The organism is Streptomyces sp. NPDC007905, assembly GCF_042959345.1.
In the GTDB taxonomy this organism is placed as follows: domain Bacteria; phylum Actinomycetota; class Actinomycetes; order Streptomycetales; family Streptomycetaceae; genus Streptomyces.
Window position 1 is genome coordinate 63,300 of record NZ_JBIBKS010000028.1, and the last position, 25,782, is coordinate 89,081.

Genomic DNA, 25,782 nt, shown 5'->3' on the forward strand with positions numbered 1-25,782 from the left:
TGACTTGACCAGAATGAGGGGGAAACCGGGACGCCACCGCACCTAGTCTGTGGGCGAAACGATCATTCGCCACCCCCCCCGGAGGAGCGCCCGTGACGCCACCGCGCAGGCAGGCCCCAAGACGACGCACCGCCGTCCTCCGCCGCGAGGCGGTCCTCGCCACCGTCCCCGTCGCCGTGGCGGCGCTGCTCGCCGCCGCAGGGCCCGCGGCGGCCGGCACCAACGGCGGGTCCGGCGCGGGCGACCCCTACTTCCCGCTCAGCGGCAACGGCGGCTACCACGTCAAGCACTACGACCTGACGCTCAGTTATGACACCGCCACCCGGCACCTCGACGGCAAGGCGGTCCTCACCGCCCGCGCCACCCAGAAGCTCACCCGCTTCGACCTCGACCTCAAGGGCCTGAAGGTCACCGGTGTCAGCGTCGACGGAACCGCCGCCGGCTTCCACCGCAGCGGCCAGGAACTCGTCGTCACCCCGCGCCACGCCCTGCGCAAGGACCAGCAGTTCCGCGTCACCGTCAGCTACGACGGCACCCCCAAGCCGGTCACCGACCCGGACGGTTCCGCGGACGGCTGGATTCCCACCGACGACGGTGCGTTCGTCGCGGGCGAGCCGCAGGGCGCGATGACCTGGTTCCCGGCGAACAACCACCCCAAGGACAAGTCGTCGTACGACTTCACGATCACGGTCCCGAAGGGGCGTACCGCCGTCGCCAACGGCGTCCTGCGCGGCCGGCACACCGCGCACGGGCGCACCACCTTCCGCTGGCACCAGGCCGAGCCCATGGCCGCCTACCTCGCCACCGCCACCGTCGGCACGTTCAAGGTCGAGCAGTACACCACCCGCGACGGCATCCAGGTCTACAACGCCGTCGACGCCCGGGAGGCGCGCGCCGCGGCGCCCGTGCTCAAGAAGCTGCCCTCCGTACTGGAATGGGAGAGCAAGCTGTTCGGGCCGTACCCGTTCCGCGCGGCCGGCTCGATCGTCGACCACGCACCGAACGTCGGCTACGCCCTGGAGACCGAGAGCCGGCCCGTCTACGACTCGGCGCCCGACCTGAGCACCCTCGTCCACGAGAACGCCCACCAGTGGTTCGGTGACTCGGTCGCGCTGACCGCCTGGAAGGACGTCTGGCTCAACGAGGGCTTCGCGACCTACGCCGAGTGGCTCTACAGCGAGCAGCACGGCGGGGACAGCGCCCAGAAGTCCTTCGACGCCCTCTACGCCCGCCCGGCCCACGACCACCTGTGGGCCTTCCCGCCCGGCGACCCGGGCAGCGGCAAGAACATCTTCGACACGCCCGTCTACGCCCGTGGCGCGATGACCCTGCACGAGCTGCGCAAGGCCGTGGGCGACCAGGACTTCTTCCGGATCCTGCGGGCCTGGGCGACCGAGCACCGGGCCGGGCACGGAACGACGGCCCAGTTCGTGAAGCTCGCCGAGCGCGTGTCCGGCGAGAACCTGGACGGGCTCTTCCACACCTGGCTCTACGCGCAGGGCAAGCCGGACAAGGCCTAGACTCGGTCGTCGAACTCCCCTTTGCGCCGCGGAGTTTGACGACAGGAGCTCGAACCTGACGAGTTCCCAACATGTGTCGGCCATGGTCGATCCATGATCCATCGCAGAACCGCCGTCGCTCTCCTCGCCTCCCCGCTGCTGCTCACCGGCTGCGGCGGCGGAGCCGAGGCGACCGAGCGCCGCGCCCCCGCCACCCGCCCGGCGCCGACGCCCACTCCCACCCGCACGCCCGGGATCCAGGCCGGGGCGGCACCGCGGGCCATATCCGGCCTCGGCCCCGAGACGACCGCGGCGATACCGGACCGCTCCCGGCAGGCCGTCGTCGTGACGGGGCGCGGCAAGAACTCCCCGCTCGCCACCGTCGTCGTGCACGAGCGCACCGCCACCGGCTGGCAGGCCGGCGCCGAATGGCCCGCCCACAACGCGCTGCGCGGCTGGAGCGCCCACCACATGGCCGGAGACCTGCGCTCCCCGCTCGGCGTCTACACCCTCAGCGACGCCGGCGGCCTGCTGCCCGACCCCGGCAGCAAACTCCCGTACCACCACTCCACCGGGTTCACGTCGCCCGGCACCGGGTTCCAGGGCGAGCCGCTGGCCGGATCCTTCGACTACGTCGTCGCCATCGACTACAACCGCATGCCGGGCACCTCGCCCCTGGACTGGACCCGCCCCCTCGGCCCGGGCCGGGGTGGCGGCGTCTGGCTGCACGCCGACCACGGCGGCCCCACCCACGGCTGCGTCAGCGTCGCCAAGGCCCACATGAAGGAGCTGGTGCGCACCCTCGACCCGCACCGGCATCCGGTCGTCGTCATGGGGTTCGCCGACTGGCTCGCTCGCTGAGCGGCCTAGGATCCGAACTCGTGTGCGCACATGTGCTGGTCGCCGAGGACGATGAGAAGCAGGCCGAACTGATCCGCCGCTCCCTGCTGGCCGAGGGGCACACCGCCACGGTGGTGCACGACGGCGCGGCCGCGCTCGACGCGGCCCGCCGGCTCGGACCCGACCTCCTCGTGCTCGACCTGATGCTCCCGGTGATCGACGGCTTCGGCGTCTGCCGGGTGCTGCGCGGCGGCGCCGAGGACCCGGACATCCCCGTGGTCATGCTCACCGCCCGCTCCGCGGAGGACGACGTGCTGCTCGGCCTGGAACTGGGCGCCGACGACTACATGACCAAGCCGTACAGTCCGCGCGAGCTGATGGCCCGGATCCGCACGGTCCTCAGGCGCAGCGGGCGCGGGGCGAGTCTCCGGGACGGCGATCCGGTCGTCCGGGCCGCGGGGATCAGCGTCGACCCGGTACGGCACGAGGTGCGCTGCGACGGAATGCCGGTGGAGTGCACACCGGCCGAGTTCCAGATCCTGCTGGCCATGGCGGGGGAACCGGACCGGGTGTTCTCGCGGCGGCAGCTGCTGCAGTGCACGCGCGGCTTCGACCGGGCCTCCACCGAGCGGGCCGTCGACGTGCACATCATGAACCTGCGCCGGAAGATCGAGGCCGACCCGCGGCGGCCGGCCCGCCTGGTGACCGTGTTCGGCGTCGGCTACAAGCTCACCGGCGGCCGGGCGTGAGGCGCGGGGCCGCCGTGAAGCGCCGGATACCGCTGCGCAAACGGCTGCTCGTCCGGCTGCTCTTCGTCTCCGCCCTCATCGCCGTCTGCTCGGTGGCGGCCACCGCCTGGCTCGCGGTGACGACCACCACCAGCGCCCTGAAGGAGGAGCAGGGTCAGGACCTCGCGGCCGACAACAGCATCCTCGCCCGGCTCAGCGGATACGCCGCCACCCACCCAGGCTGGGCGGACGTCCAGCGCACCGTTCGCGACCTGGCCGCCAGGACCGGGCGGCGCATCGCCCTGACCACCGCCGACCGCAGCCTCGTCGCCGACTCCGCGCCGCGCGGCACCCCGCTGCCGCCCCGGCCCGCCGCCACCGTCGACCCCCTGCGCACCGACACCTACACCGAGACCGGTGCTCAGCTCAGCGGCATCGACCCCCGGGTGGTGGGGCCGTACCGGGTCACGGCCAAGGAGCGGGCCGGACTGGACGCGCTGGCCGCCAAGCGCAGGCGGTGCTACGAACGCTTCGGCGTCGAGACCACCGTCGTGCGGGCTCCGAGCGGACGCCCCGTGCTCAGCGCCCCGGAGGGCACGGACACCTCCTATGCCTCCGAACAGTGCGCGGACGGGCAGCTCAACACCCCTGCCCCGACCGAACAGAAGGCTCTGAACGACCTCTCGGAGCTGGCCCGCCCCTGCCTGGGACGGGCGGGTCTGAACCTCGGTGGACCGCTGTTCTTCACCTTCGACCCCAGCGGAAAGGATCCCCTGGGCGGTGGCTCCCCGATGTCCAAGTACGCCAACCCCACCAGCAGGCTCGGACAGGTGGCGCAGGGCTGTGTGCTGAGCGCCCGCCGCACCCAGCTGGAGCCGTACGTCGCCCCCGTCGCCGAGCTGTTCCTCGGCATCGGGGACCAGAACCCCTCCCGGTTCGACATGTCCGCGGCGAACAAGGCCAAGGTGGTCGGCGCGGCCGGCCTGGTGCTCGCCGTCACCGTCGCCGTCACCGCCGTGGTCGCCGTCCGGCTCTCCCGGCCGCTGCGCGCCCTGACGGAGGCCGCGCAGCAGCCGCCCGAGCTGCATGTCCGGGTGCCGGTGACCACCCGGGACGAGACCGGCATCCTCGCGGAGGCGTTCAACGACCTGGCCGAGCGCCGCGAGCGCCTGGAGGCCCAGCGCAAGGCGATGGTCAGCGACATCGCCCACGAGCTGCGCAGCCCGCTCACCAACATCCGCGGCTGGCTGGAGGTGGTCCGCGACGGCGTCGTCGACCCGGATCCGGCCCTGCTGGCCTCCCTGCACGAGGAGTCGCTGGTGCTCCAGCGCGTCATCGACGATCTGCAGGACCTCGCGGCCGCCGACGCGGGCACCCTGCGCGTGCACCGCGAGCCGCTGCGCGCCGGTGACCTGCTCGACCAGGTCGCGGCCGCCCACCGGGTGGCCGCCGGCACCGCCGGGGTGGCCCTGCGCACCGAGGCCGACGGCACCGCCTGGCTGGACGCCGACCCGGTACGGATGCGGCAGGCGCTCGGGAATCTGGTCACCAACGCGCTGCGGCACACCCCCAGCGACGGCACGGTCTCGCTGGCCGCCCACCGGGACGGCCAAGAGGTCGTCCTCACCGTCACCGACACCGGCACGGGCATCGCACCGGAGGACCTGCCCCACGTGTTCGACCGGTTCTGGCGCGCCGAGAAGTCCCGCAGCCGCCGCACCGGCGGCAGCGGCCTCGGTCTGCCGATCGTCCGCCACCTGGTCGCCGCCCACGGCGGCACGGTTGGGGCCACGAGCGAACGCGGCGCGGGCGCGGTCTTCACCCTGCGGTTGCCCGCGGCCGCGCCGCCGGGCGAGGCACCGTGAGAGCGGAAGCCGCAGGTCCGATTCCTGGAGCGCGGTGCGGGTACTCCGGTGCGCGCGACGTACCAGCCGAGGGAGGTAGTGCCATGAGCGCACCCGAGGACCTGCCGGTCGTGTCGAAGCTCGCCGAACTGGCCGCACTCGTGCAGCGGCACCGGGGCCTGTACGTCCGCTGGTCGCTGGGGCCCGAGCCGGACATGGGCAAGGTGTCGAGCACCGACGACCTCACCGGCGTACCGATGCCGGGGCTGTCCGCCAACCCTCTCGACGTCGAGGAGTGGTGGCAGGGCCGGTCGGTGGAACTGTGGGTGGCGCGCCGGCTGTACGACTACGCCCACCTGCCGCACGAGAAGGGCCCCGGGGTGCGCCCCTGGACCCTCAAGGGCCGGGAGACGGGCCGGGGCCCCGACAACGAGCCGCTCGTCGTGGACGTGGAACCGATGTGCTGGATCGCCGACGAGGTGATCGACGAGGCCAGGGCCGAGGTGGCCCGGCAGGAGCGGGAGTGGGGGCCGCTGCGCCGTTTTGGCCGCTGAGGCCCCCGTCCGCCGTCAGCCCGAGCGTGGCCGGGAACGTGCGCGGCGCCGCAGCGCGCGCCGCTCCATCTCCGTCGTACCGCCCCAGACGCCGATGCTCTGACCCGTCTCCAGCGCCCAGTCGAGGCACTGTTCACGGACGGGACAGTGCCCGCAGACGGCCTTCGCCTGCTGGGCCTGCACCTGCGCGGGCCCGGTGGTGCCGATCGGGAAGAACAGATCGGGGTCCTCGCGACGGCACGCGGCATGGTCGCGCCAGTTCTCCATCGAAGTCTCCTGCGGTCGAAGTCGTGCGTACCCTGTCAATGCGTGCTTCGGTCTCGGGTGACCGGTCGCGGCGGCATGAAACAGCGGATCCGACAGGGATCGGACGGCGACGGCCGCGACCCGTCACTGCTCGCGCAGGCCCCACGGGGAGTCGTACGCCGTCAACAGGTCGAGGAACGGCCGCGCGGGGAAGGCCTCGGGACCGAGGACGCCCGTGCCCGACCAGGCCCCGGTGGCGAGGAGTTCGAGGGCGACGACCGGATTGACCGCCGTCTGCCACACCACCGCCTGGCACCCGTACTCCGCCATGGACCACTGGTTGTCGACCACGTGATACAGGTACACCTCGCGCGGCGCCCCGTCCTTCGTGCCACGCACCCAGGTGCCCGCGCACGTCTTGCCGTGCATCCGCTCGCCCAGCGTCGCCGGATCGGGCAGACACGCCGCGACCACGTCCCGCGGTGAGACCGCCACAGGTCCCTCCGGGCCGGGCACGGTCACCGGCGCGGTGCGGTCAAGTCCCAGCCGGTGCAGGGTCTTCAGCGTCTCGATGAACTCCCGGCCCAGGCCGTACTTGAAGGTGACGCGCCGCGCGCCGACCCAGCGCGGCACCAGCAGCACCTCCTCGTGCTCGACGTGCACGCACTCCACCGGCCCGATCCCCTCGGGGAAGTCGAAGACCTCGGGCTCGCTGAACGGCGCGGTGGTGAACCAGCCGCGCCCGGCCTCGTACACGACCGGCGGGTTCAGGCACTCCTCGATCGTGGTCCAGATGCTGAAGGAGGGCGCGAAGTCGTAGCCGTCGACGGTGAGGTTCGCACCGTCGCGGATGCCGATCTCCTCGACGGTGTCGAAGAGTTCGTCGGCCGCGTACCGGGCGAACACGTCCGACAGTCCGGGCTCTACACCCATGCCGACCAGGGCGAGCGCGCCGGCCTTCTCCCACTCGGCGGCAAGCGCGAACTGCTCGTCGCCCAGCTTGACCCCGCACTCCTCGTACGGCCGCTCGGGGTGCGGCCGGGACAGGGACATCGCCATGTCGACATAGGTGGCGCCGGCCGCCCGGGCCGCGCGGAACAGGGGCATGACGAACCGCGGGTCGGTGGCGTTGAGCAGGACGTCGCAGCCGTGGCGGGCGAGCAGGTCGGCCACACCGGCCTCGTCGGCCGCGTCCACGCGCTCGGCGCGGAACCGGGCACCGGCGTCGCCGAGGGCCGCGACCGCCGCCTCGGCCCGGGCGGGGTCGTAGTCGGCGACCACCATCAGATCGAGGAACGGGCGCCGGGCCGCGATCCGGGTGATGGCGGTGCCCACACCGCCGGCTCCCACGAGCAGTACACGCATGACGGAAACTCCCTGCCTGACACGGTACGGAAACGAGAACGGGGCAGGCGCGCCTTGGCCCGAATCCAACGTCCGGGCATGACGTAAGGTCAATGCCGTTGGCATAAGGACGCAGGAGGACCGTGAGGAGCCGCCGTGCCCAAGCCCGTGGTGCCCGAGGAGAAGCGCCGCCGGCGCCGTCCGACCCGGAGCGGCACCGTGCTGTCCGAGCCGCTGATCGTCGAGACCGCGCTGCGCCTGCTGCGCGAGCACGGCAGTACCGGGCTCACCGCGCGCCGTCTGGGCCTCACCCTGGACTGCGATCCCAGCACCCTGTACCGGTACTTCCGCGGCATGGACGACCTGACCCTGGCCATCGGGGACGCGCTCATCGGGCAGGCGCTGGCGGGCTGGAGGCCGACGGGGCAGTGGCGGGCCGACCTGCGGGCGATCGGGCTGCGCATCCACGCCGCGTACGTCGCGCACCCGCAGGCGGCGCTGCTGACCGCGAACCGGGTCACCGGCCGGGCCCATGAACTGGCCGCCGACGAGGCGGTCCTGGACGTCCTGCGCACGGCCGGGTTCTCCCTGCAGGAGACCGTCGGCGTCTACCACGCCTTCATCGACCAGACGCTGGCCTTCGCCGCCCTGGACTCCGCGTCCCTGGCCCTGCCGAGCGCCTCCCAGCGGGCAGACGAGGACAAGTGGCACTCGACCTACGCCCGCCTGCCGCGCACCACCCACCCACGCATCGCCGAGGCGGCCCCGCTGCTGGCCCGGCGGATGGTGACCAGCGCCTATCCGGCGGCGCTCGAGATGCTGCTGGACAGCGCGCAGGGGCGCCTCGGGGCGGAAAACAAGCGCTGTGCCGGCCACGACGACCGCGAACCGCCGACCGATCGGGCCTGACGACCCCGCGTGTCGCCCGGGCTCCGGCGCGAGGGGCCGCCGGCGGTCGCGGCCGGCGTCGCGTCCGGGTGCGGTGGGGGTCGGCGTCGCGTCCGGGTGCGGGTGGGGGCAGGTCGCTGCGGGGCTGTGGTGCGTGGGCCGGCTGCGAGGGCCGGTGGCGGGCGCACGGTCGGGGCAGGAGGTCGGGGTGCTGTTCGGCCCGGTATGTGGTGCGTGCCGGCGATGGTGCGTGGCGTGCTGCGGGCCCGCCGGACCCCCGGTGCCCGGCCGAGGGGAAGGGGTGCCGCGTCGGGGCAGGGGCCGGGTGCTGTTCGGCCCGGTATGTGCCCGCCCGGTATGTGCGGCCCGGCCGCGCAGGGACTCCGCTGCCGCCGTGCGGGCCGTGCGGCGATGCCCGGCTCCGGTCGTGGCCGTACCGCATGTGAACCGGTTCGGCAGCCACGGGACTTCCTGCCATAGTGAGGCTCGAATCGAAAGATGTATCGAGCAACCTCTGTCGAGCGACCAGGAACCCCGTGGACACGAGCGAGAGCAGCAGCACCGAACCCGAAACCGGCCTCCCGGCCGCCCCGGCGCAGACCGCGCCCCGGCGCGGCTGGCGCCGCTGGGCGATGGACACCCGGCCCCTGCGCCTCCCGGCCTACCGGCGTCTGTGGTCGTCGACCATCGTCACGGCCGTCGGCAGCCAGCTGACCGCCGTCGCCGTACCCAAGCAGATCTACGACATCACCCACTCCTCGGCCTGGGTCGGCTACGCCAGCCTCGCGGGTCTGGTGCCCATGGTGGTGTTCGCACTGTGGGGCGGGGCGATCGCCGACACGGTGGACCGGCGCAAGCTGCTGCTGGTCACCAACAGCGGTATCGCCCTGACCTCGGTGCTGTTCTGGGCGCAGGCCGTCACCGGCCTCGACTCCGTCGTCGTGCTCATGGTCCTGCTCGCCGTGCAGCAGGCGTTCTTCGGCCTCAACTCCCCGGCCCGCAGCGCCTCCGTCGCCCGCCTCGTCCCCGCCGAGGAACTGCCCGCGGCCAACGCGCTGGGCTCGACCGTGATGCAGACCGGCCTCGTCGCGGGGCCGCTGCTGGCCGGTGTGCTGATCCCGGTCATCGGGCTGCCCGAGCTGTATCTGATCGACGCGCTCGCCCTGTGCGTCACCGTCTGGGCGGTGTTCCGGCTGCCCGCGCTGCCCCCGCTCGGCGAGGGGCCGGCCCGTCGGGCCGGGCTGCGCGAGATAGCGGCCGGGTTCCGCTACATCGCCGGGCACAAGGTGCTGCTGCTGTCCTTCCTCGCCGACATCGTGGCCATGGTGTTCGGCATGCCCCGCGCCCTGTTCCCGCAGCTGGCCGCGCAGACGTACGCCTCCTGGGGTGAAGGGCTGGCGCTCGGCGTGCTCTACGCCGGGATCCCGGTCGGCGCCGTCCTGGGCGGCCTGCTCTCCGGTGTCTTCTCACGGGCGCGGCGGCACGGCTGGATGGTCATCGGGGCGGTCGTCGGCTGGGGCGTGGCCATCGCCGGGTTCGGGCTGAGCGGCGGCCTGTGGCTGGCCGTGGCCTTCCTCGCCGCCGCCGGTGTCGCCGACATGATCTCCATGGTGTTCCGCGGGGCGATCCTGCTCTCCGCCGCGACCGACGAGATGCGCGGCCGGATGCAGGGGGTGTTCACCGTGGTCGTCGCGGGCGGGCCGCGCCTGGCCGACGTGCTGCACGGCACGGCCGGCTCGGCGTTCGGCCCCCGGGCCGCCGTGGCGGGCGGCGGCGCGCTGGTCGTCGCGGTGATGCTGGCGCTGGCCGCCGCGGTCCCGGCCCTGCGCCGCTATCGGATCTGACGGCTCAGGGGGTGTCTTCCGCGTCAAGCCGGCGTGCCTGCGGAAGACACCCCCTACAGCGGGCCGCTGCGCCGGCGGATCGCGTACTGGTCCATCAGTTTGCCGCGGGTCGTCTCCAGGCGGTGGGCGAGGATCTCGGCGACCGTGCGCACCAGCGACAGCCCGAGGAGCGGATCCTCCACGCACAGCGCGAGCACCGACGGCCCGTCGAACTCGTAGGCCCGTACGTTGCTGAAGGCCACCGCGCCGAAGTCCCACTGGTACGGCGGGAACAGCCAGGACCAGCCGAGCATGTCGCCCGCGCCCAGCGTGGCCACGGTGACCCGCTGCCGGGAGGTGACCTGCTGGTCCAGGTGGACCGCCCCCGACCGGATCACCCAGAACCGGTCGGCGGTGCCGCCCGTCTCGAAGATCCGGGTGTCCTCCGGGAAGGACACCTCCTTGGCCAGCTCCATCAGCCGCTCGCGTTGTGCCTGAGGCAGGGCGGTCAGCAGTTTTATCGCTTTGGTCATGGCGCGGGACTCCTCGCCGGCAGCGGTTCGGGTGGTTTCCCCAAGCCCATTTCAGCCGGTGCCGCCGTCCGGGGCACCTCGTGGGAGGGGGATCGAGCCGGCGATGCGCCCGAAGACAGTAAAAAGCCCTGGCTGGACGGGGGAGACCAGCCAGGGCCGTATGTGGTGGCGAGGGAGGACCGTTGCGGTCGACTCCGTCACCACTTATTGATGAACGATAAACCATCCAGTGGGAATTCACCCCATCGGGTGCGGGTCACGTGACCTGTTTCACCCCCGAGCGTGTCGCGGGCGATCCGCCCGGGTCCACGATCTCCTCCAGCACCCGCAGTACCGCCTCGTAGGCCTGCGCCCGCACGGACGCCTCGCGCGCCCCGTCCGGATCGGTCGCCGTCAGACTCAACGCCCGCTCCTGCCAGGCCCGTTCCTCCTCGGCCGCACGGTCCTTGCCCCTCCGGATGCGCCGCAACAATTCGTCCGCGTCCACGACATCGGTCATGCGCCCCGGGTACCCGCCCAGCGCGCGGTGATGACAGCGGTACCGACTGTGTTTGAAGGCGCCGGGAGAGGTCAGCCGAAGGGGAGAGACCCGGCAAACCCGGCACCACTCAGGGAGGGAAGGGATGCGCGAGACGCACCGGACCAACTTCTCGGCAGGCCTGCGGGAGCCGTGCCGGTCACTGCCGTGCCGACCGGCCGACGCCCGCAGAACCGTTCGGCAAGTGGTGGCCGAACGCTGCGGCGCCTGCGCCATCCCGTGCGACGACACGGCCCTGGAGGACGCCCTGCTGGTCACCTCGGAACTCACCACCAACGCCATCCTCCACGGAGGCGGGATCACCGGCTTCGACGTCGACGTCGACCGCGGCGGCGTGAGCGTGTCGGTCAGTGACCGCAGCGACGAGATCCCGGTGGTCAACGCCCCGGTGGACGAGCGGGGCCGCTCCCGGCTCGGCGGCCGCGGCTGGCCCATCGTGTGCCGGCTGGCGCGAGACGTCAGGGTGGCCGGTCTGCCCTGCGGCGGCAAGCGCATCACGGCCGTCGTACCACTGCGGTGAGCCGGAGCCCGAAGTTCCGACCGGCGGCGTTTGTCACCCGGGCGGACGGGCAGACGGAGTTTCGTGCTTCGGACCGGAGGCGCGCGCCCAGCGGGGACGGTACGACTGCCGCGGGCCCCCTTCCGGCGGGCCCGGGGTATCTCCCGCGGCGAACCCTGACACCACCGTTCGGGCCAGGACCCGGAACCCGGGTTCCGTTCGTGCCCTGAAATCACCGTTCAGGAGCGATTCCGCATGCTGACCGACATGTCGACAAGCCGTCCCGGCACGCCCGACACTGCTTCCGCCGCGTCCGTGCGGCGGACACATGACGATGCCCCCGACACCACGGCCCTGTTCACCCGACTGGCGCACCTGCAGGAGGGGCCGGAGCGGGACGCCGTGCGCGACGAGCTGGTGACCGCGTGGCTGCCCATGGCCCACCGTATCGCCGGCCGCTTCCGCGACCGCGGGGAATCCGTGGAGGACCTGCGCCAGGTGGCCGCGCTCGGGCTGGTCAAGGCCGTCGACCGGTTCGACCCCTCGCGCGGGGCCTTCGAGAGCTACGCCGTCCCCACCATCACCGGCGAGGTGAAGCGGCACTTCCGCGACCGGATGTGGGCGCTGCGGGTGCCCCGCCGGGTGCAGGAGCTGCGCAACCGGGTGCGGGTGGCCCGCCGGGAACTCACCCAGAACCCGGGCACCCCCGAACCCACCGCGGCCGACATCGCCGCCCACACCGGCCTGACCGAGGAGGAGGTCGCCGCGGGAATGGAGGCGCTGGAGAGCTTCAGCACCCTCTCGCTGGACGCCGAGCTGTCCTCCGACGACGACGGCTACAGCCTGGCCGACACGCTCGGTGCGGCGGACACCTCCTTCGACGTCGTCGTCGACCGCGAGGCGGCCAAGGAGGGCCTGCGCCGACTGCCCGAGCGCGAGCGGGCCATCCTCTACATGCGCTTCTTCGAGGACATGACGCAAAGCCGCATCGCCGACCAGCTCGGCATCTCCCAGATGCACGTCTCACGGCTCATCAGCCGCAGCTGCGCCCGCGTCCGCGACGAGGTGCTGGGGCAGCGGCCGGGCGGCCGCACCCCCATGTGACAGTCCCCCCGGACCAGGAGCCCCGGATGCCGACACCACCTCCCGCCGCTCCGCGGCGGAGCGAGACGCTCGCCGCCCCGGCGGCGAGCGTCTCGCTCCACAGGGGCCTTGCCCGCCCGGTCCGCGTGCCCGTGGGCACGCGCGGGATCAGACCCACCGGCGAAACGGCCCCCGCCGTGTCGGCCGCCCCAGGAACGGAGTGACGGCTGCCGTGGGCACCGATGCAGGGGTGGGGCGAGGCGGACTGGGGGGACGCCCCGAGGGCACGGTCACACCGACCCGCTGGGCCGCCCGGGCCGGCCTGCTCGCCTGGGGGTTCATCTACCTGGTGGTCGGGCTGCTCGCCCTGCGGATCGCCTTCAGTGACCGGGGGCGGCAGGCCGACCGCAGCGGCGCCCTCGCGGAACTCGCGGACCGGCCCTACGGGTCGGTCCTGCTGTGGGCGCTGGGCATCGGTCTCGTCGGCATGGCGGTCTGGCGGCTGTCTGAGGCCCTGTTCGGCGCGACCGAGCCGGACGGCCACAGTGTGCGCAAGCGCCTGCTGTCCGCGGCGCGTTGCGTCTTCTACGCGGTCCTCGCCTGGTCCGTGCTCGCCTTCGCGGCCGGTGCCGGCGGCGGGGGCCGGTCCAGCGACGCCCAGTCCCGGGATGTCACCGCCCGGCTCATGCAACTGCCCGCCGGACAGTGGCTGGTGGGCGCGGCCGGTGCCGGGATCGTGGTGACCGGCGTGTGGCTCGGCGCGCAGGCCCTCCGGCGCGCCTACCGAAAGGAACTGAAGCTCGGCGAGATGTCCCCGCGCGCCCGGAAGCTGGTCGACGTGGCCGGCGTCGGCGGCGGACTCGCCCGTGCGCTGCTGTTCGTCGCCGCGGGAGCCTTCGCGATCCGCGCGGCCGTCGACTTCCGGCCCGACCGGGCCAAGGGAATGGACGACACCCTGCGCTCCTTCGCGGCCACGTCCGCCGGGCCGGGGCTGCTGGTGGCGGTGGCGGCAGGACTCATGCTGTTCGGCCTGTTCGCCTTCGCCCTGGCCCGCTGGCGCCGGGTGTGAGCCAGGGGACGCCGTCACTTCCTCGACGGCTCCGGTGCCATGCCGAGCGGCCGGGCCAGGCCCGACACCGCCTCGTCCAGGCGCTGCAGATGCCGTAGCACCCGGTCGGTCACGCGGCCGTAGCGCGGGGTGCGCAGGGTGCCCGGCTCCAGCAGTGACGCGATGCTGGGGCCGGACTCGACGGTTTCCGTGGACCGTGGATCCTGGACGTGCGCGGCGATCGCCTCGATGTTGTGCACGATCCGGCCACAGGCGGTGCGCAGCCGGGGGTCAGCGGCGATCGACGGGTGCGTGGGCAGCAACTCGGCCGTGGCCGCCAGCGAACGCCCGTGGTACGCGCACGTCTCCAGCAGCGCCACCACGTACCGGGCGGTGTCCCGGCGGGAGCGCAGCGGCGTGATCGGGTGGGTCAGCGGCTGAGTGGCGGCGCGCAGATCGGCCAGCGCCTGGTCCAGGTCGCGCGCCTTGTCCACAAGATCGGCCGGCGCCCCGCCGCTCAGCTGGTCCACGGCTGCCCGGGTGACGTCCGCCAGCTTGTCGAGGACGGCGGCCAGGAGGTCGTTGGTGCGTCGGCCGGTGTGGACCGGCAGCACCACCGCCGCCGCGATCACCCCGCAGGCCGCGCCCAGCGCCGTCTCCTCCACGCGCAGCAGCAGCACCGACGCGCTGTAGGTGTTCAGCAGGGTGTACAGCAGCCCGAGCATCGCCGTGACGAAGAACGACATCAGCGTGTAGGACAGCGGGGCCGTGTAGAACATCGCGAAGACGAACAGCAGCACCAGCGCGAACGCCGTCCAGATGTGGTGTCCGACCAGCCCGGCGAGCGCGATGCCGGCCACCACGCCGAGGACCGTGCCGACCAGCCGCCGGTAGCTCTTGACCAGGATCTCGCCGGTGGACGCGGTGTTGATGAACACGATCCAGCAGGTCAGCACCGCCCAGTACCAGCGCTGACTGGACAGCAGTTCACCGCCCGCGATGGCGAGGGTCGAGCCGACGGCCACCTGTACGGCGGCCCGCGTGGTGGGCCGCTTCAGTCCGGTCGGCTCCGGCTCCGTGGGCTCGTCCTCCTCGCTGCTCTCGATGGCGGCGTCCTCGGCGTCCAGTTCCGCACGGGAGCGGATCGTCGCCGGGGTGTCGTCGGACTCGTCCTGCGGCCCGTCCATGGCGATCCGCAGCCCGAGCACGGCCCGCGCCGCTTCGCCGAGACCCCGGAAGACGTCCTGCACGGCCGGGGAGGCGGTGGGCAGGTTCTCCTCCTCGCGGTAGCCGAGCAGCCGGTTGCGCAGGTGCGCCGGGGCGGTCCCCGAGGCCTCGCCGACCGGCCGCAGCACCAGCAGGCGCAGCGCCTCCAGGTCCCGGCGCAGGACCGCCGTCGCCTCCTCCCGCACCGGCAGTTCACCGCCGGAGGGGAGGACAGCGCCGGGCAGGTGCAGGGTGAGGGTGTCGGTCCGCTCGGCGCTGCGCGCGGTGAGCAGCAGCAGACCGAGCCGCTCGGCGGCGATCTCGGCGTCCGCGATACGGCGCTGCAGCAACCGGGCCGTCGCCTCGTCGGAGGTGCCGTCCTCCAGCCGGCCTTGGATCAGCAGCGCCGTCTCGTGCAGCCGCGCGGTGCCGGTGCGCAGGTCCTCCAAGACCTTCTCGACCTCGTCGGGACCGGCGTCCAGCAGCTCGATCTGGGTGGCGATCAGCTGTCCCAGCCGGGCCCGGAAGGCCCGGCGCAGCCGGTCGAGGGTGCCTGCCGGGGTCTGCGGCAGCAGGACGAAGCGGGCGGCGGCGCTGCACAGGAACGCCACGCCGATCACGCCGTACAGGGCGGGCAGCCCGGACGTGGTCGCGTTCACGAACAGGGAGAGGAAGTAGACCTGGAAGCCGATCAGGCCGAGTGCCGTGCCGCGGTCGCCGAAGCGGCGGCTGTAGACGGCGCAGAAGATGAGGACGACGAAGAACACGTCGCCCACCACGACCCGCTGGTTCAGCAGCGCGCTCAAGGACACCGAGGCGAGCGCCACGGGCAGGCCCAGCACGAGGGTGACGGCCTGCTGGGAGCGCTGCTTCTCCCGGATGGCGAAGGTCGCGGCCATCGACGCGATGGCGCCGGCGACCAAGTGCTGCACCGGGACCCGCAGCAGACCCAGCACGGTGAGGGTGAGGGCGATGGCGGTCACCGTGCGCAGCCCCGCGGTCAGTCTGAGCAACCCGGGGTCGAACGCTGCGAGCCGGTCCCACATCCGCGCCCACCATGACCGAACCGCTTCCCTCACGCCGCCGTGCTCTCTCCCGTGCCGGAACTCGATCTCGGACCCAGCATCGCACGAGGTCCCGGACTACTTGCCTCCGGCCAGGGTGTGCGCCACCAGGGCGTTCGCATGCCCGTGGCCGAGGCCGTGTTCGGCCTTCAGCCGGCCGACCAGCTCCATGTGCTTCGTCAGCGGCGAGGAACGGATCAGTTCCAGCCACTCGGCCACCCGGCGGCCGTACCTCTTCTCGGTCGAGGGGAAGTAGCTCGCGGGGCCCTTCACGGTCCTGTCGGTCATGCCGGTGTCCGCTCCGTGTGACGTTTCCTGGTCACCGGTGAAGACCGCCGATCCGTAGAGAATGATCGGCGGTCTCCGGGGGATGCCGGTCACATCAGGGACTCTCGGCCACCGGACCCTCCAGCCGCGCCCGGACCTGTTCCGGGGTCAGGTACGAATCGGTGTACTCGAAGTCCTTCAGCCGGGCGGCCTTGCGGGTCTGGAAGCCGGTGCGCACGAAGTCGTCGCCGGCGACCGCGTTGAGCAGCCAGTTGGTCATGACGCGGGTCTTGGCGACGTTGGTGCGCAGCGCCGCCCAGTGATAGCCGCGGGCCGCCGCCTGGGCGGCCACACCCCTCAGCTCGATGCCCAGGGGCTTGGACACGGCGTCCTTGCCGCCGAGGTCGACGACGAGGCCCAAGTCCTTGTGCACGTACGGCTGGAGCGGCTGGTTGCGCAGGGTCGCGATGACGTTGTCGGCCACCTTCCGGCCCTGGCGCATGGCGTGCTGGGCGGTGGGCGGGCAGATCGCGCCCTGCTCGCCCTTGGCCCGGTCGGGCACGGCGGCCGAGTCGCCGAGCGCGAAGACACCGTCGTGGCCCGGCAGGGTCATCTCGGTGGTGACCGCGAGCCTGCCGCGGACCGTCTCCGCGCCGAGCGTGGCGATCAGCGGGCTCGCGACCACTCCGGCCGTCCAGATCAGCGTGTGGGTGGGCACCACCCGGCCGTCGGTGAAGGTGACCTCCTCGGCGCCCGCCTTGTCGATCGACACGCCCAGCGAGACATCGATGCCGCGCCGCTTGAGGATCTCCTGCGCGGTGCGGCCGAGCTTGTCTCCGAGTTCCGGCATGAGCTTGGGCGCGATGTCGATGAGGTGCCACCGGATCAGCTTCGGGTCCAGACGCGGATAGCGCTGGACGGCCGCGTGCGTGAGCCGTTGCAGACAGGCCGCGGTCTCGGTGCCCGCGTAGCCGCCGCCGACCACCACGAACTGCAGCCGGGCGGCCCGCTCGGCCGGGTCGTCGCTGGCGTCCGCGAGGTCGAGCTGCGCGATGACGTGGTCGCGGATGTAGGCGGCCTCGGCGAGGGTCTTCATCCCGAAGGCGTGTTCGGTGAGCCCCGGGATGTCGAAGGTGCGGGTCACGCTGCCCGGTGCCAGCACGATGTAGTCGTACCGCTCGTCCACGATCTTGTCGGTGATCGAGCGGATGACGCAGACCTTGGACTTCAGGTCCACGCCGATCGCACCGCCCGGGATGATCCGGGTGCGGTACTTCTTGCTGCGGCGCAGCGAGATGGCGATCGACTGCGGCGTCAGCACGCCGGAGGCGACCTGGGGCAGCAGCGGGAGGTAGAGCTGATAGGCGAACGGCGTCACCAGCGTGACGTCGGCCTCGTCGGGGGCGAGCTTCCGCTCAAGGCGGCGGACGCACTCGACTCCGGCGAAGCCTGCGCCAACCACCAGGATCCTGGGTCGTGTCACGGTGTCATCCCTTTCTGCGGCTCCAGGCGGTCCGACTCGACGCCGTTCGTATGCCCTGGATCGTTGCGGCCACATCGATCCCACCGCGGCACCAGCCGTTCCGCCAGCCGGGTGCGGCAGGCAGACGAACGCGTGGGCACCAGCATGCCCCTGCAGAGGCGGGAGTAACCGGATCTCGCACACCTACACGTCGTACTCCAGCTCGCCCCGCACGCGGCGCCCGGTCACCACGGCAGGAACACGTGGATGTCCTTGCCGTGGTCGTCCACGACGACGCTCACCTGACTGCACAGCGTGTGCACGAGGTGCCAGCCGATGCCGCCGCCCCCCGCACTCGGGTGGAACGGCCTGGGCTCGGGCCGGGTCGTGCTGGTGTCGTGCATGGTCACGTGCACCCCGTCGAAGGTCCTGCGCATCCGCAGGTCGAAGGGTCCTGGGGCGTACTGGATCGCGTTGGCGGCCAGTTCCGTGACCACCAGCAGGATGTCGTCCCAGTACTCGGGGACGCCGGGCGGCGCCTCCTGCGCCAGGTCGCACAGGTACTCCTCCGCGGCGAGCCGCGCGCCCGTGACGTTGCGCAGCTCACCCGCGAAGGAGAACGAACGCTCGTTCCTCTCCTCCGAGGGGGGTGTGTCCTCCCAACGCGGCTCCGTCACCATCTCGCATTCCCCGGCCCTGCCGGTCCGGTCGGGGCCGGGGGCCCCTTCCGACCAGGGCGGTCGTCGTTCGTGGATCACTGCAAAGCTGCGGGTTCCCAAAGGCGGCCAGGGTTATCCGTCCGTGGGGCCCGGGGTTCGTATGGCGCCGCCCGGTCTCCCCCCGGCGGTCGTACGTGCACCTCCCATACGTGCACCTCCTAACGGAAGACGTCGTCCGACTCGTCCCAGTCGGCCGGTTCCTCGGGTCCCGGTCGGCGCACCGTCCGGGCCCGGGTCTCGTACATCGCGTCGATCTCGGCGGCATAGTGGCGCGCTATGGCGTCCCGGCGCAGCTTCATGGACGGCGTCAGCAGCCCGTTGTCCGGGGCGAACGGTTCTTGGAGGACACGGTAGACCCGGATGGACTCCGCGCGGGACACCGCACTGTTGGCCGAGGCGACGGCCCGCGCGATCTCCTCCCGGAGCGCGTTCTCCTCGCGGGCCTCCCGGCCCGGTGACTCGCCCTGCAGGGCCAGGCCGGCCCGCCAGTGGGCGAGGAAGTCGGGATCCAGGGTGATCAGGGCCCCCACGCAGGGCCGGTCGTCACCGACGACCAACGCCTGGTGCACCAGGGGATGCATGCGCAGCCGCTGCTCCAGCGGGGCCGGGGCCACGCTCTTGCCGCTGCTGGTGACGATGACGTCCTTCTTGCGTCCGGTGATCGTCAGATAGCCCTCGGAGTCCAGTCGGCCGATGTCCCCGGTGGCCAGCCAGCCGCCGCGCAGCGCGGCCCGCGTCCGCGCCTCGTCGCTGATGTAGCCCTGGAACACGGACGGGCCGCGCACCAGGATCTCCCCGTCGTCGGCCACCTGGACGTCGGCCCCCGGCAGCGGCCGGCCCACCGTCCCGGACTTCTCCCGCCCCAGCGGCTGCATGGTGATCCCGCCGGAGGTCTCCGTCAGCCCGTAACCGTCGTGGATGTACAGCCCGATGCCCTCGTAGAACAGGGACAGTTCCCGGCTGAGCGACGAACCGCCCGAGGTGCCCCGTACGACGCGACCGCCGAGCGCGGCCCGCAGCCTGCGGTACACCGTCCGCTCGTGCAGGGCGTGTTGCAGCCGCAGCTCGAACCCCGGACCGGGGCCGAGGCCCAGTCGCCGGCGCTCCTCCGCCTCGGCGAAGTCCCGCGCGGTCTGCGCCGCCCGCTCGAACAGCGCGCCCCGGCCGGCCTGCTGGGCCGTTCGCAGGAAGGTCTTGTACAGCTTCTCGAACACCGACGGCACGCCGTACAGGTACGTCGGCCGGAACGTGCGCAGCGCCGAGGCGAGGGCCTCCGCGGTCATCTCCGGCTCGTGCGCCATCAGGATCCCGCCGCGCAGGCACATCAGCTGGATCATGATTCCGTACACATGGGAGAAGGGCAGGAAGGCCAGCACGGACGGCTGTTCGCCCGGGGGCGCCGCGGTGTGTCCCCAGCCGGCGAGCAGGATGTCGCACGGGTGGGCCAGGCCGCGGTGGCTGAGCGCGCAACCCAGCGGGCGGCCGGAGGTGCCCGACGTGTAGGCGACGGCCGCCGTCGAGTCCGGCAGCACGATACGGCGCAACGACTCCACCGTGGTCAGCGGGACGAACGCACCCTGCTCGGCCAGGTGGGGCAGCGCGGCCGCGTCCAGCTGCCAGACGTGCTTCAGCCGCGGCAGCCCGGCGCACACCGTGCCGACGGTCATGATGCCCTGCTCGTCCTCCACCACGACGGCCACGCAGCCCGCGTCCCGCAGGATCCACTCCACCTGGTCCCGCGAGGACGTGGGATGGATCGGCACGACCTCCGCGCCGACGGTCCACAGCGCGTGCGCGAACACCGTCCACTCGTACCGGGTCCGGGCCATCAGGGCGACCCGGTGGCCCGGGGAGATCCCCGAGGCGATCAGCCCCTTGGCCAGGTCGACCACCTCGTCCCGCAGCTCGACCGCCGTCACCTCCTCCCACACGCGGGACGCCGCGTCCGCACGGCGGGCGAGGACGGACAGCGTGGGGTTGCGCTCCGCGGTCTCGAAGATGGTGTCGGCGAGCCCGCCGGTCATCGGCGGCACGGCTGCTGGAGCGAGGGCGACGTCGCGCATGCGCTGCTCCCGGGGTGTACGGAGGGTGACTGCGCCGGTCGACTCTGTTGCCGGCGGTGCTCGAATGTAGCCCAGGGAAGCGGTTTCGGTGCCCGGAACAGGTAAGTCGTGATCGGCTGATGATGTGCGCGTGTCCGGGGGACTCGGCGGACATGAGTTACGTGAACCCCGATCCCGAACCCGAGCGGACCCCGGGGCTGGAGCCCGGAGGAGGAGTCCCGCCCGGCGAGACCCCGCCCGCCGAGAGCAGCATGCCCGAGGCCGGGCCCCGGCCCAATCCGCCCAAGGGCTGGGCCAAGGCGCCGCTGACGCTGATTCTCGTCCTCGTCGTCCTGGTCGCGGCCTTCTTCCTGGTGTACGCCCTCGTCCTGATCCTCTGAGCGAGGGGGCTCACCCCTGGGTGCGGCGTACACACTCGGTGACGACGTCCCGCAGACTGCCGGTCCGCTCCAGCAGCCGCCGCTGCTCGACGGCGCCGTTGCCCCGCCGCAACAGATCCGCCACGGCCTCGTCAGCGCGCTCCGCGTCGCCGCTCTCGGCGAGGGCGTCCCCGGCGTGCTCCAGCAGCGACCGCAGGACGTCCGGGGCCGGCCGGGGCCGCATGGTCGCGGGGTCGAGCAGATCTCCCTCCAGGCCCGACCGGGCGGCCTGCCAGGCGGCCAGCCGCAGCAGGCTGATGCTGTGGTCGAGCGGTGGCCTGCCCGCCCGCCAGTCGCGCGCGGCGGTCTCCACCAGGGCGCGGGCCAGCGTGGCGATGAGCACGGCGGTGTCCGCGGACAGGCATACGTCCGCCACCCTCAGCTCCACCGTCGGATAGTGGGCGGACAGGCGTGCGTCGAAGTAGGCCATCGCCTCGTCCAGGATGACGCCGGTCGCCACCATGTCCGCGATCCGCCGGTGGTACCGCTCGCCGGACCCGAAGAGCTCGGTGGGGCCGGCCGACGGCCAGCGCCCCCACACCCGGGTCCGGTAGCTGGCGTAGCCGGTGTCACGGCCCTGCCAGAACGGCGAGTTGGCGCTGATCGCGTTGAGCACCGGGAGCCACGGGCGCAGCCGGTCGAGGACCGCGACGCCCTCCTCGTCGGACTCCACCGACACATGCACATGACATCCGCAGACCAGCTGGTCGCGGGTGCCGATCCCGTACCGGTCGGCGAGCCACTTGTACCGCTCGTTCACGGTGAGGGACGGGCTGACCGGCAGCGGGGAGGTGGCCAGCGCGGCGACCGCGCAGCCGATCTGCCCGGCGTGCCGGGACGCCTCCTTGCGGCAGCGCACGATCTCGTCGCCGAGGCTCATCATGTCCGACTGCGGATGCGTGGCGAACTCCAGCATCTGCCCGAACAGCTCCTTCTCGAAGACGTCCTGCTCGGGATCGTCCCGGGCGGCGCGGGCGAGCACGGCCGCCGCCAGCGCCTTCGGGTCGCCGCTGTCCGGATCGACCAGAAGGAGTTCCTCCTCCACTCCGACGGTGCGCACGGGGTGCCGCCCTTCTGTTCCTGCCACGAGGGGTATTCGGGGTCTGTACGACCCCGGATGCCCCTCGGACGGCCGTCGACACCTGGGCTCAGCGCACCGGCGACAGCCACACCGTGGCGAGCGGTGGCAGCGTGAGCCGGAGGAACCCGTCCTCGGGCTTGATCGCCCCCGGAGCACCGACGCCGACGCCGCTGCCGCCGTAGCGGACGTCGTCGGTGTTGATCGCCTCCGCCCAGCCGGGGATCTCGCCGGGCACCCTGAGGCGGTAGTCGTGACGGACGACGGGGGAGAGGTTCGACACCGCCAGCAGCGGGTTGCCGTCGGCGTCCTGGCGCAGGAACGCGAAGACGTTGTCCTCCGCAGCGTCGCACAGCACCCACCGGAAGCCGCCGGGATCGGTGTCCCGCTGCCACAGCGCCGGGGTGGCCCGGTACAGCGTGTTCAGATCCCGCACCAGATCCTGTACGCCCCGGTGGTCACCCGCCGCCACGTAGCCGGGGTCGAGCAGCCACCACTCGGGCCCGTGCTCGGCGGACCACTCGCCGCCCTGCGCGAACTCCTGCCCCATGAACAGCAGCTGCTTGCCCGGATGCGCCCACATGAAGCCGAGGTAGGCCCGGTGGTTGGCGCGCCGCTGCCACCAGTCGCCCGGCATCTTCGACACCAGGGCCTGCTTGCCGTGCACGACCTCGTCGTGGGAGATGGGCAGTACATAGTTCTCGCTGCAGGCGTACACCATCGAGAAGGTCATCTCGTGGTGGTGGTACTTGCGGTGCACCGGCTCCTTCTGGATGTACTCCAGCGAGTCGTGCATCCAGCCCATGTTCCACTTCAGCCCGAACCCGAGCCCCCCGCTGTCCGTCGGCCGGGTCACCCCGTCCCACGCGGTGGACTCCTCGGCGATGGTCACCACCCCCGGGCAGCGCCGGTAGACGGTGGCGTTCATCTCCTGCAGGAAGGCGACCGCGTCCAGATCCTCCCGCCCGCCGAAGATGTTCGGTTCCCACTGACCGGAGTCACGCGAGTAGTCGAGGTAGAGCATGGAGGCGACGGCGTCCACGCGCAGCCCGTCGATGTGGAACTCCTCGCACCAGTACACGGCGTTCGCGACGAGGAAGTTGCGCACCTCGGTCCGCCCGAAGTCGAACTCGTACGTGCCCCAGTCCGGATGCTCGGCCCGCCGCCAGTCCCCGGGCTCGTACAGCGGGTCCCCGTCGAACCGGGCCAGCGCCCAGTCGTCCTTCGGGAAGTGCGCCGGCACCCAGTCCATGATCACGCCGATGCCGGCCCGGTGCAGCGCGTCCACCAGGTGCTTGAAGTCGTCCGGCGGGCCCAGGCGGGGCGTCGGCGCGTAGTACGAGGTGACCTGGTAGCCCCAGGAGCCGCTGAACGGGTGCCCGGCGACCGGCATCAGCTCGACGTGCGTGAAGCCCATCTCCTTGACATAAGCGGGCAGTTCGTCGGCCAGCTGACGGTAGGTCAACCCCGGCCGCCACGACGGCAGATGCACCTCGTACACCGAGAACGGCGCCTCGTGCACGGGCGTGTCACCGCGATGCGCCATCCACTCCGCGTCGCCCCACGCGTAGTGCGAGGCCGTCACGATCGACGCCGTGTCCGGCGGCACCTCCGTGCGCCGCGCCATCGGGTCGGCCTTGAGGAAGCGGTGGCCGTAGCGAGAGGTGATCTCGAACTTGTACCGGGCGCCCTCGCCGATGCCCGGCAGGAACAGCTCCCACACACCGGACGCGCCGAGCGACCGCATCGGGTACTGCGTGCCGTCCCAGTACGTGAAGTCGCCCGCGACCCGCACTCCTTGGGCGTTCGGCGCCCACACCGTGAAGCGGGTGCCCGGCACTCCCTGGTGCGTCATGGGCTCGGCGCCGAGCGCCTGCCACAGCTGCTCGTGCCGGCCCTCGCGGATCAGATGCAGGTCCAGCTCCCCGAGGGCGGGCAGGAAGCGGTACGGATCCTCCACCTCCTGCTCACCGCCGTCGTAGGCCACCAGCAGCGTGTACGACGGGATCCCGTCGTACGGCAGCACGGCGGCGAAGAGCCCGCCGCCCTCCGACACCAGCTCGTTGCGCACGCCGTCGACCACGACGCTCACCGTGCGGGCGTTCGGGCGCAGCGCACGCAACAGCGTTCCGCCCGGGACCGGGTGGGCGCCCAGCAGGGCGTGCGGATCGTGGTGTGCGCCACCGAGCAGACGGTCGCGGTCGGCGGGATCGAGCGGAGGGGTCACGGGCTGGACCGGGCCGGCGGACTCAGGACTCGAAGTGTCGCGCAGAGCCATGACGTCAGCCTCCCCACACGGCGAGTCGCTCGATCGCGGCCATCGGAACCGGCAGCCAGTCGGGCCGGTGTCTCGCTTCGTACAGCACCTCGTACACCGCCCTGTCCGTCTCGTGCGCGCGCAGCAGCGCGTGCTTCTTGCGTGGATCCCACCCGGCGCGGGCCGCGTAGCCCGCGCAGAACGCTTCCCTGCAGCGGCGCGCCCACTCGGGCCGCCAGGGGCGGCGCTGGCGCGCCGCGTAGTCGAAGGAGCGCAGCATCCCGGCCACGTCCCGCACCGGGGACTGCGCGGCCCGCCGCTCGGCGAGCGGCCGGGACGGCTCGCCCTCGAAGTCGATCACGAACCAGTCGCGCCCGGCCCGCAGTACCTGCCCGAGGTGCAGGTCGCCGTGGATGCGCTGGGCGGGCGGCCCGGTGTCGCACGTGGTCAGCGCACCGAACGCGGCCCGCAGACCGGGAACGAAGGGCCGCAGCGCGGGCACGGCGTGCGCGGCGGCGTCCAGCCGCGCGCACATGGCATCCGCCGTACGCCCGTTCTCGCCCGGTCCGGCCGGCGGAAAGGCCTCGGCCAGCGCGAGATGGATCTCCGCCATGGCCCGCCCCAGCTCCCGGGCCTCGGCGGTGAAGTCGTCGCCGGTGCCGAGCGCCCGCAGCGCCAGCGTCCAGCCGTCGGTGGCATCGGGCAGGAACGGCTGCAGCACGCCCAGTGTGGCCGGGCGCGGAGCGGTCGTGCTGAACCAGGCGACCGGCGCCGGCACCCGAGCGCACCCCTGCGCGGCCAGCGCGCCCGGCACCTCCAGGTCGGGGTTGACGCCCGGCTGGATGCGGCGGAAGACCTTCAGGATGTACGCGTCGCCGTAGACGATCGACGAGTTGGACTGCTCGGCGTCCAGCAGCCGCGGTGGGAGCCCGCCGGGCAGCTCGACGCCCGGGGCCGCCTCGAAGCGCAGCGGACCCGTCGCGCCGGGCTGCCGCAGCCGCTCCAGGAGCAGATGGGCCGAGCGCGGGTCGTCCAGGGCGTCGTACACCGCGAGACCGGCCAGCGGGCCCTGCTCGGCACGGCCGATGAACGCCCGCTCCAGCCGCGGGGCGAGGTGCTCGCGCACACCGAGCAGCAGCTGGTAGCAGTCGCCGGGCGGGGGCGTGCCGCCGGGGGTGGGCACCGGCGCGTGCGAGGCGTGGACCAGCAGGTGCAGACACCCCGGGAACAGCTCGGTCACGAACAACACCGACAGGTCCGCGACGGGCCGGTCCTTGCCCGCGAACCAGCGCTGTTTGGGCAGCCAGTCACGCAGCAGCCCGCCCAGTGAGGCCAGCGGCCGGTCGACACCGGCCGCGGTTCTCGGTCGGACCGTGATGGTCTTCGGCATGGTGACGCGTCCTTTCCTCGGCGCCGTGCGTCAGCGGCGGCGGCCGATGCGGGATGCGACTCGGGTGAGCCGGAACCAGTAGAAGCCGTGGCCCGCGAGGGTCAGCAGGTAGGGCAGTTCACCGATGGCGGGGAAGCGCACACCGCCGATCAGCTCGACGGGGTGCCGTCCGTCGTAGGTCCGCAGATCGAGTTCGGTGGGCTGTGCGAACCGGGAGAAGTTGTTGACGCACAGCACCAGGTCGTCGCCGTACTCGCGCAGGAAGGCCAGGACCGCCGGATTGGACGACAGGAGTTCGGTGTAGGACCCCAGTCCGAAGGCGGGATTCTGCTTGCGGATCTCGATCATGCGGCGGGTCCAGTGCAGCAGCGACGACGGCGAGGCCATGGA

Annotated in this window: 24 protein-coding genes; 11 read left to right on the forward strand and 13 right to left on the reverse strand. The window is 72.4% G+C overall.

Annotation, left to right across the window (positions count from 1 at the left end; translation table 11 throughout):
- Nucleotides 1–92: 92 nt before the first annotated feature.
- The 5 genes from ACFZDC_RS35680 (at nucleotide 93) to ACFZDC_RS35700 (ending at nucleotide 5,465) form a co-directional block, all read left to right on the forward strand.
- The gene (locus ACFZDC_RS35680) at nucleotides 93–1,520 is read left to right on the forward strand and encodes a M1 family aminopeptidase (protein ID WP_391330406.1); all 1,428 of its coding nucleotides are present in this window, start codon (nucleotides 93–95) and stop codon (nucleotides 1,518–1,520) included.
- A gap of 93 nt (nucleotides 1,521–1,613) precedes the next feature.
- Entirely contained in the window at nucleotides 1,614–2,360 is a 747-nt protein-coding gene (locus tag ACFZDC_RS35685; RefSeq protein ID WP_391330408.1) for a L,D-transpeptidase family protein, read from the forward strand.
- Nucleotides 2,361–2,380: 20 nt separating this feature from the next.
- Nucleotides 2,381–3,088: a response regulator gene (locus ACFZDC_RS35690; RefSeq protein WP_391330410.1), complete on the forward strand. Its 708-nt coding sequence runs from the start codon at nucleotides 2,381–2,383 to the stop codon at nucleotides 3,086–3,088.
- 14 nt (nucleotides 3,089–3,102) lie between these two features.
- Complete coding sequence (locus ACFZDC_RS35695; protein WP_391330411.1) at nucleotides 3,103–4,932, forward strand: ATP-binding protein; 1,830 nt, start codon at nucleotides 3,103–3,105, stop codon at nucleotides 4,930–4,932.
- An 83-nt stretch (nucleotides 4,933–5,015) separates the two neighbouring features.
- Entirely contained in the window at nucleotides 5,016–5,465 is a 450-nt protein-coding gene (locus tag ACFZDC_RS35700) for a DUF6098 family protein (RefSeq protein ID WP_391330413.1), read from the forward strand.
- A gap of 15 nt (nucleotides 5,466–5,480) precedes the next feature.
- Here the strand turns inward: ACFZDC_RS35700 and ACFZDC_RS35705 are convergent, their stop codons facing one another.
- Complete coding sequence (locus ACFZDC_RS35705) at nucleotides 5,481–5,732, reverse strand: WhiB family transcriptional regulator (RefSeq protein ID WP_391330415.1); 252 nt, start codon at nucleotides 5,730–5,732, stop codon at nucleotides 5,481–5,483.
- A gap of 123 nt (nucleotides 5,733–5,855) precedes the next feature.
- Complete coding sequence (locus ACFZDC_RS35710; protein ID WP_391330416.1) at nucleotides 5,856–7,076, reverse strand: saccharopine dehydrogenase C-terminal domain-containing protein; 1,221 nt, start codon at nucleotides 7,074–7,076, stop codon at nucleotides 5,856–5,858.
- A 135-nt stretch (nucleotides 7,077–7,211) separates the two neighbouring features.
- Here ACFZDC_RS35710 and ACFZDC_RS35715 point away from each other — a divergent pair, with 135 nt between their 5' ends.
- Both ACFZDC_RS35715 and ACFZDC_RS35720 read left to right on the forward strand, forming a co-directional pair.
- A complete protein-coding gene (locus tag ACFZDC_RS35715; RefSeq protein WP_391330418.1) occupies nucleotides 7,212–7,964 on the forward strand; it encodes a TetR/AcrR family transcriptional regulator C-terminal domain-containing protein in 753 nt (250 codons plus the stop codon).
- Nucleotides 7,965–8,479: 515 nt separating this feature from the next.
- Nucleotides 8,480–9,787, forward strand: coding sequence for an MFS transporter (locus ACFZDC_RS35720; RefSeq protein ID WP_391330420.1), 1,308 nt, complete (start codon nucleotides 8,480–8,482; stop codon nucleotides 9,785–9,787).
- 53 nt (nucleotides 9,788–9,840) lie between these two features.
- Here ACFZDC_RS35720 and ACFZDC_RS35725 read toward each other — a convergent pair whose 3' ends face one another.
- Together ACFZDC_RS35725 and ACFZDC_RS35730 are read right to left on the reverse strand one after the other, a co-directional pair.
- Nucleotides 9,841–10,299, reverse strand: a complete 459-nt coding sequence (locus ACFZDC_RS35725) for a cyclic nucleotide-binding domain-containing protein (protein ID WP_391330421.1) — start codon at nucleotides 10,297–10,299, stop codon at nucleotides 9,841–9,843.
- Between the two features lie 256 nt (nucleotides 10,300–10,555).
- Nucleotides 10,556–10,798: a hypothetical protein gene (locus ACFZDC_RS35730; protein ID WP_391330423.1), complete on the reverse strand. Its 243-nt coding sequence runs from the start codon at nucleotides 10,796–10,798 to the stop codon at nucleotides 10,556–10,558.
- Between the two features lie 124 nt (nucleotides 10,799–10,922).
- Between ACFZDC_RS35730 and ACFZDC_RS35735 the strand changes: the two genes are divergently transcribed.
- The 3 genes from ACFZDC_RS35735 to ACFZDC_RS35745 all read left to right on the forward strand — a co-directional run bounded on the left by ACFZDC_RS35735 (nucleotide 10,923) and on the right by ACFZDC_RS35745 (nucleotide 13,488).
- Nucleotides 10,923–11,357, forward strand: a complete 435-nt coding sequence (locus ACFZDC_RS35735; RefSeq protein ID WP_391330424.1) for an ATP-binding protein — start codon at nucleotides 10,923–10,925, stop codon at nucleotides 11,355–11,357.
- Between the two features lie 234 nt (nucleotides 11,358–11,591).
- Nucleotides 11,592–12,440 carry a SigB/SigF/SigG family RNA polymerase sigma factor gene (locus ACFZDC_RS35740; RefSeq protein ID WP_391330426.1) on the forward strand — a complete coding sequence of 283 codons (849 nt, stop codon included), beginning with the start codon at nucleotides 11,592–11,594 and terminating at the stop codon, nucleotides 12,438–12,440.
- Between the two features lie 211 nt (nucleotides 12,441–12,651).
- Nucleotides 12,652–13,488: a DUF1206 domain-containing protein gene (locus ACFZDC_RS35745; RefSeq protein WP_391330428.1), complete on the forward strand. Its 837-nt coding sequence runs from the start codon at nucleotides 12,652–12,654 to the stop codon at nucleotides 13,486–13,488.
- A 14-nt stretch (nucleotides 13,489–13,502) separates the two neighbouring features.
- On the opposite strand, the gene ACFZDC_RS35750 is transcribed toward ACFZDC_RS35745, so the two are convergent.
- The 5 genes from ACFZDC_RS35750 to ACFZDC_RS35770 form a co-directional block, all read right to left on the reverse strand.
- On the reverse strand, nucleotides 13,503–15,719 hold the full coding sequence (locus ACFZDC_RS35750; RefSeq protein ID WP_391330429.1) for an FUSC family protein: 2,217 nt from the start codon (nucleotides 15,717–15,719) through the stop codon (nucleotides 13,503–13,505).
- Between the two features lie 96 nt (nucleotides 15,720–15,815).
- Nucleotides 15,816–16,025: a DUF4287 domain-containing protein gene (locus tag ACFZDC_RS35755; protein ID WP_391330430.1), complete on the reverse strand. Its 210-nt coding sequence runs from the start codon at nucleotides 16,023–16,025 to the stop codon at nucleotides 15,816–15,818.
- 94 nt (nucleotides 16,026–16,119) lie between these two features.
- Entirely contained in the window at nucleotides 16,120–17,487 is a 1,368-nt protein-coding gene (locus tag ACFZDC_RS35760; RefSeq protein WP_391330432.1) for an FAD-dependent oxidoreductase, read from the reverse strand.
- 224 nt (nucleotides 17,488–17,711) lie between these two features.
- The gene (locus ACFZDC_RS35765; RefSeq protein WP_391330434.1) at nucleotides 17,712–18,146 is read right to left on the reverse strand and encodes an ATP-binding protein; all 435 of its coding nucleotides are present in this window, start codon (nucleotides 18,144–18,146) and stop codon (nucleotides 17,712–17,714) included.
- Between the two features lie 197 nt (nucleotides 18,147–18,343).
- On the reverse strand, nucleotides 18,344–20,248 hold the full coding sequence (locus tag ACFZDC_RS35770; protein WP_391330436.1) for an AMP-binding protein: 1,905 nt from the start codon (nucleotides 20,246–20,248) through the stop codon (nucleotides 18,344–18,346).
- Between the two features lie 152 nt (nucleotides 20,249–20,400).
- On the opposite strand from ACFZDC_RS35770, the gene ACFZDC_RS35775 reads away from it, so the two are divergent.
- Nucleotides 20,401–20,628, forward strand: a complete 228-nt coding sequence (locus ACFZDC_RS35775) for a DUF6480 family protein (protein ID WP_391330438.1) — start codon at nucleotides 20,401–20,403, stop codon at nucleotides 20,626–20,628.
- A 10-nt stretch (nucleotides 20,629–20,638) separates the two neighbouring features.
- Here ACFZDC_RS35775 and ACFZDC_RS35780 read toward each other — a convergent pair whose 3' ends face one another.
- From ACFZDC_RS35780 to ACFZDC_RS35795, 4 genes are all read right to left on the reverse strand, one after another.
- Nucleotides 20,639–21,727 carry a glutamate--cysteine ligase gene (locus tag ACFZDC_RS35780; protein ID WP_391330440.1) on the reverse strand — a complete coding sequence of 363 codons (1,089 nt, stop codon included), beginning with the start codon at nucleotides 21,725–21,727 and terminating at the stop codon, nucleotides 20,639–20,641.
- An 88-nt stretch (nucleotides 21,728–21,815) separates the two neighbouring features.
- The gene (glgB, locus tag ACFZDC_RS35785; protein WP_391330442.1) at nucleotides 21,816–24,023 is read right to left on the reverse strand and encodes a 1,4-alpha-glucan branching enzyme; all 2,208 of its coding nucleotides are present in this window, start codon (nucleotides 24,021–24,023) and stop codon (nucleotides 21,816–21,818) included.
- Between the two features lie 4 nt (nucleotides 24,024–24,027).
- The gene (locus ACFZDC_RS35790) at nucleotides 24,028–25,392 is read right to left on the reverse strand and encodes a maltokinase (RefSeq protein ID WP_391330444.1); all 1,365 of its coding nucleotides are present in this window, start codon (nucleotides 25,390–25,392) and stop codon (nucleotides 24,028–24,030) included.
- Between the two features lie 30 nt (nucleotides 25,393–25,422).
- Nucleotides 25,423–25,782: alpha-glucosidase C-terminal domain-containing protein (locus tag ACFZDC_RS35795; RefSeq protein WP_391330446.1), on the reverse strand; the 360-nt coding region annotated here is incomplete at its 5' end.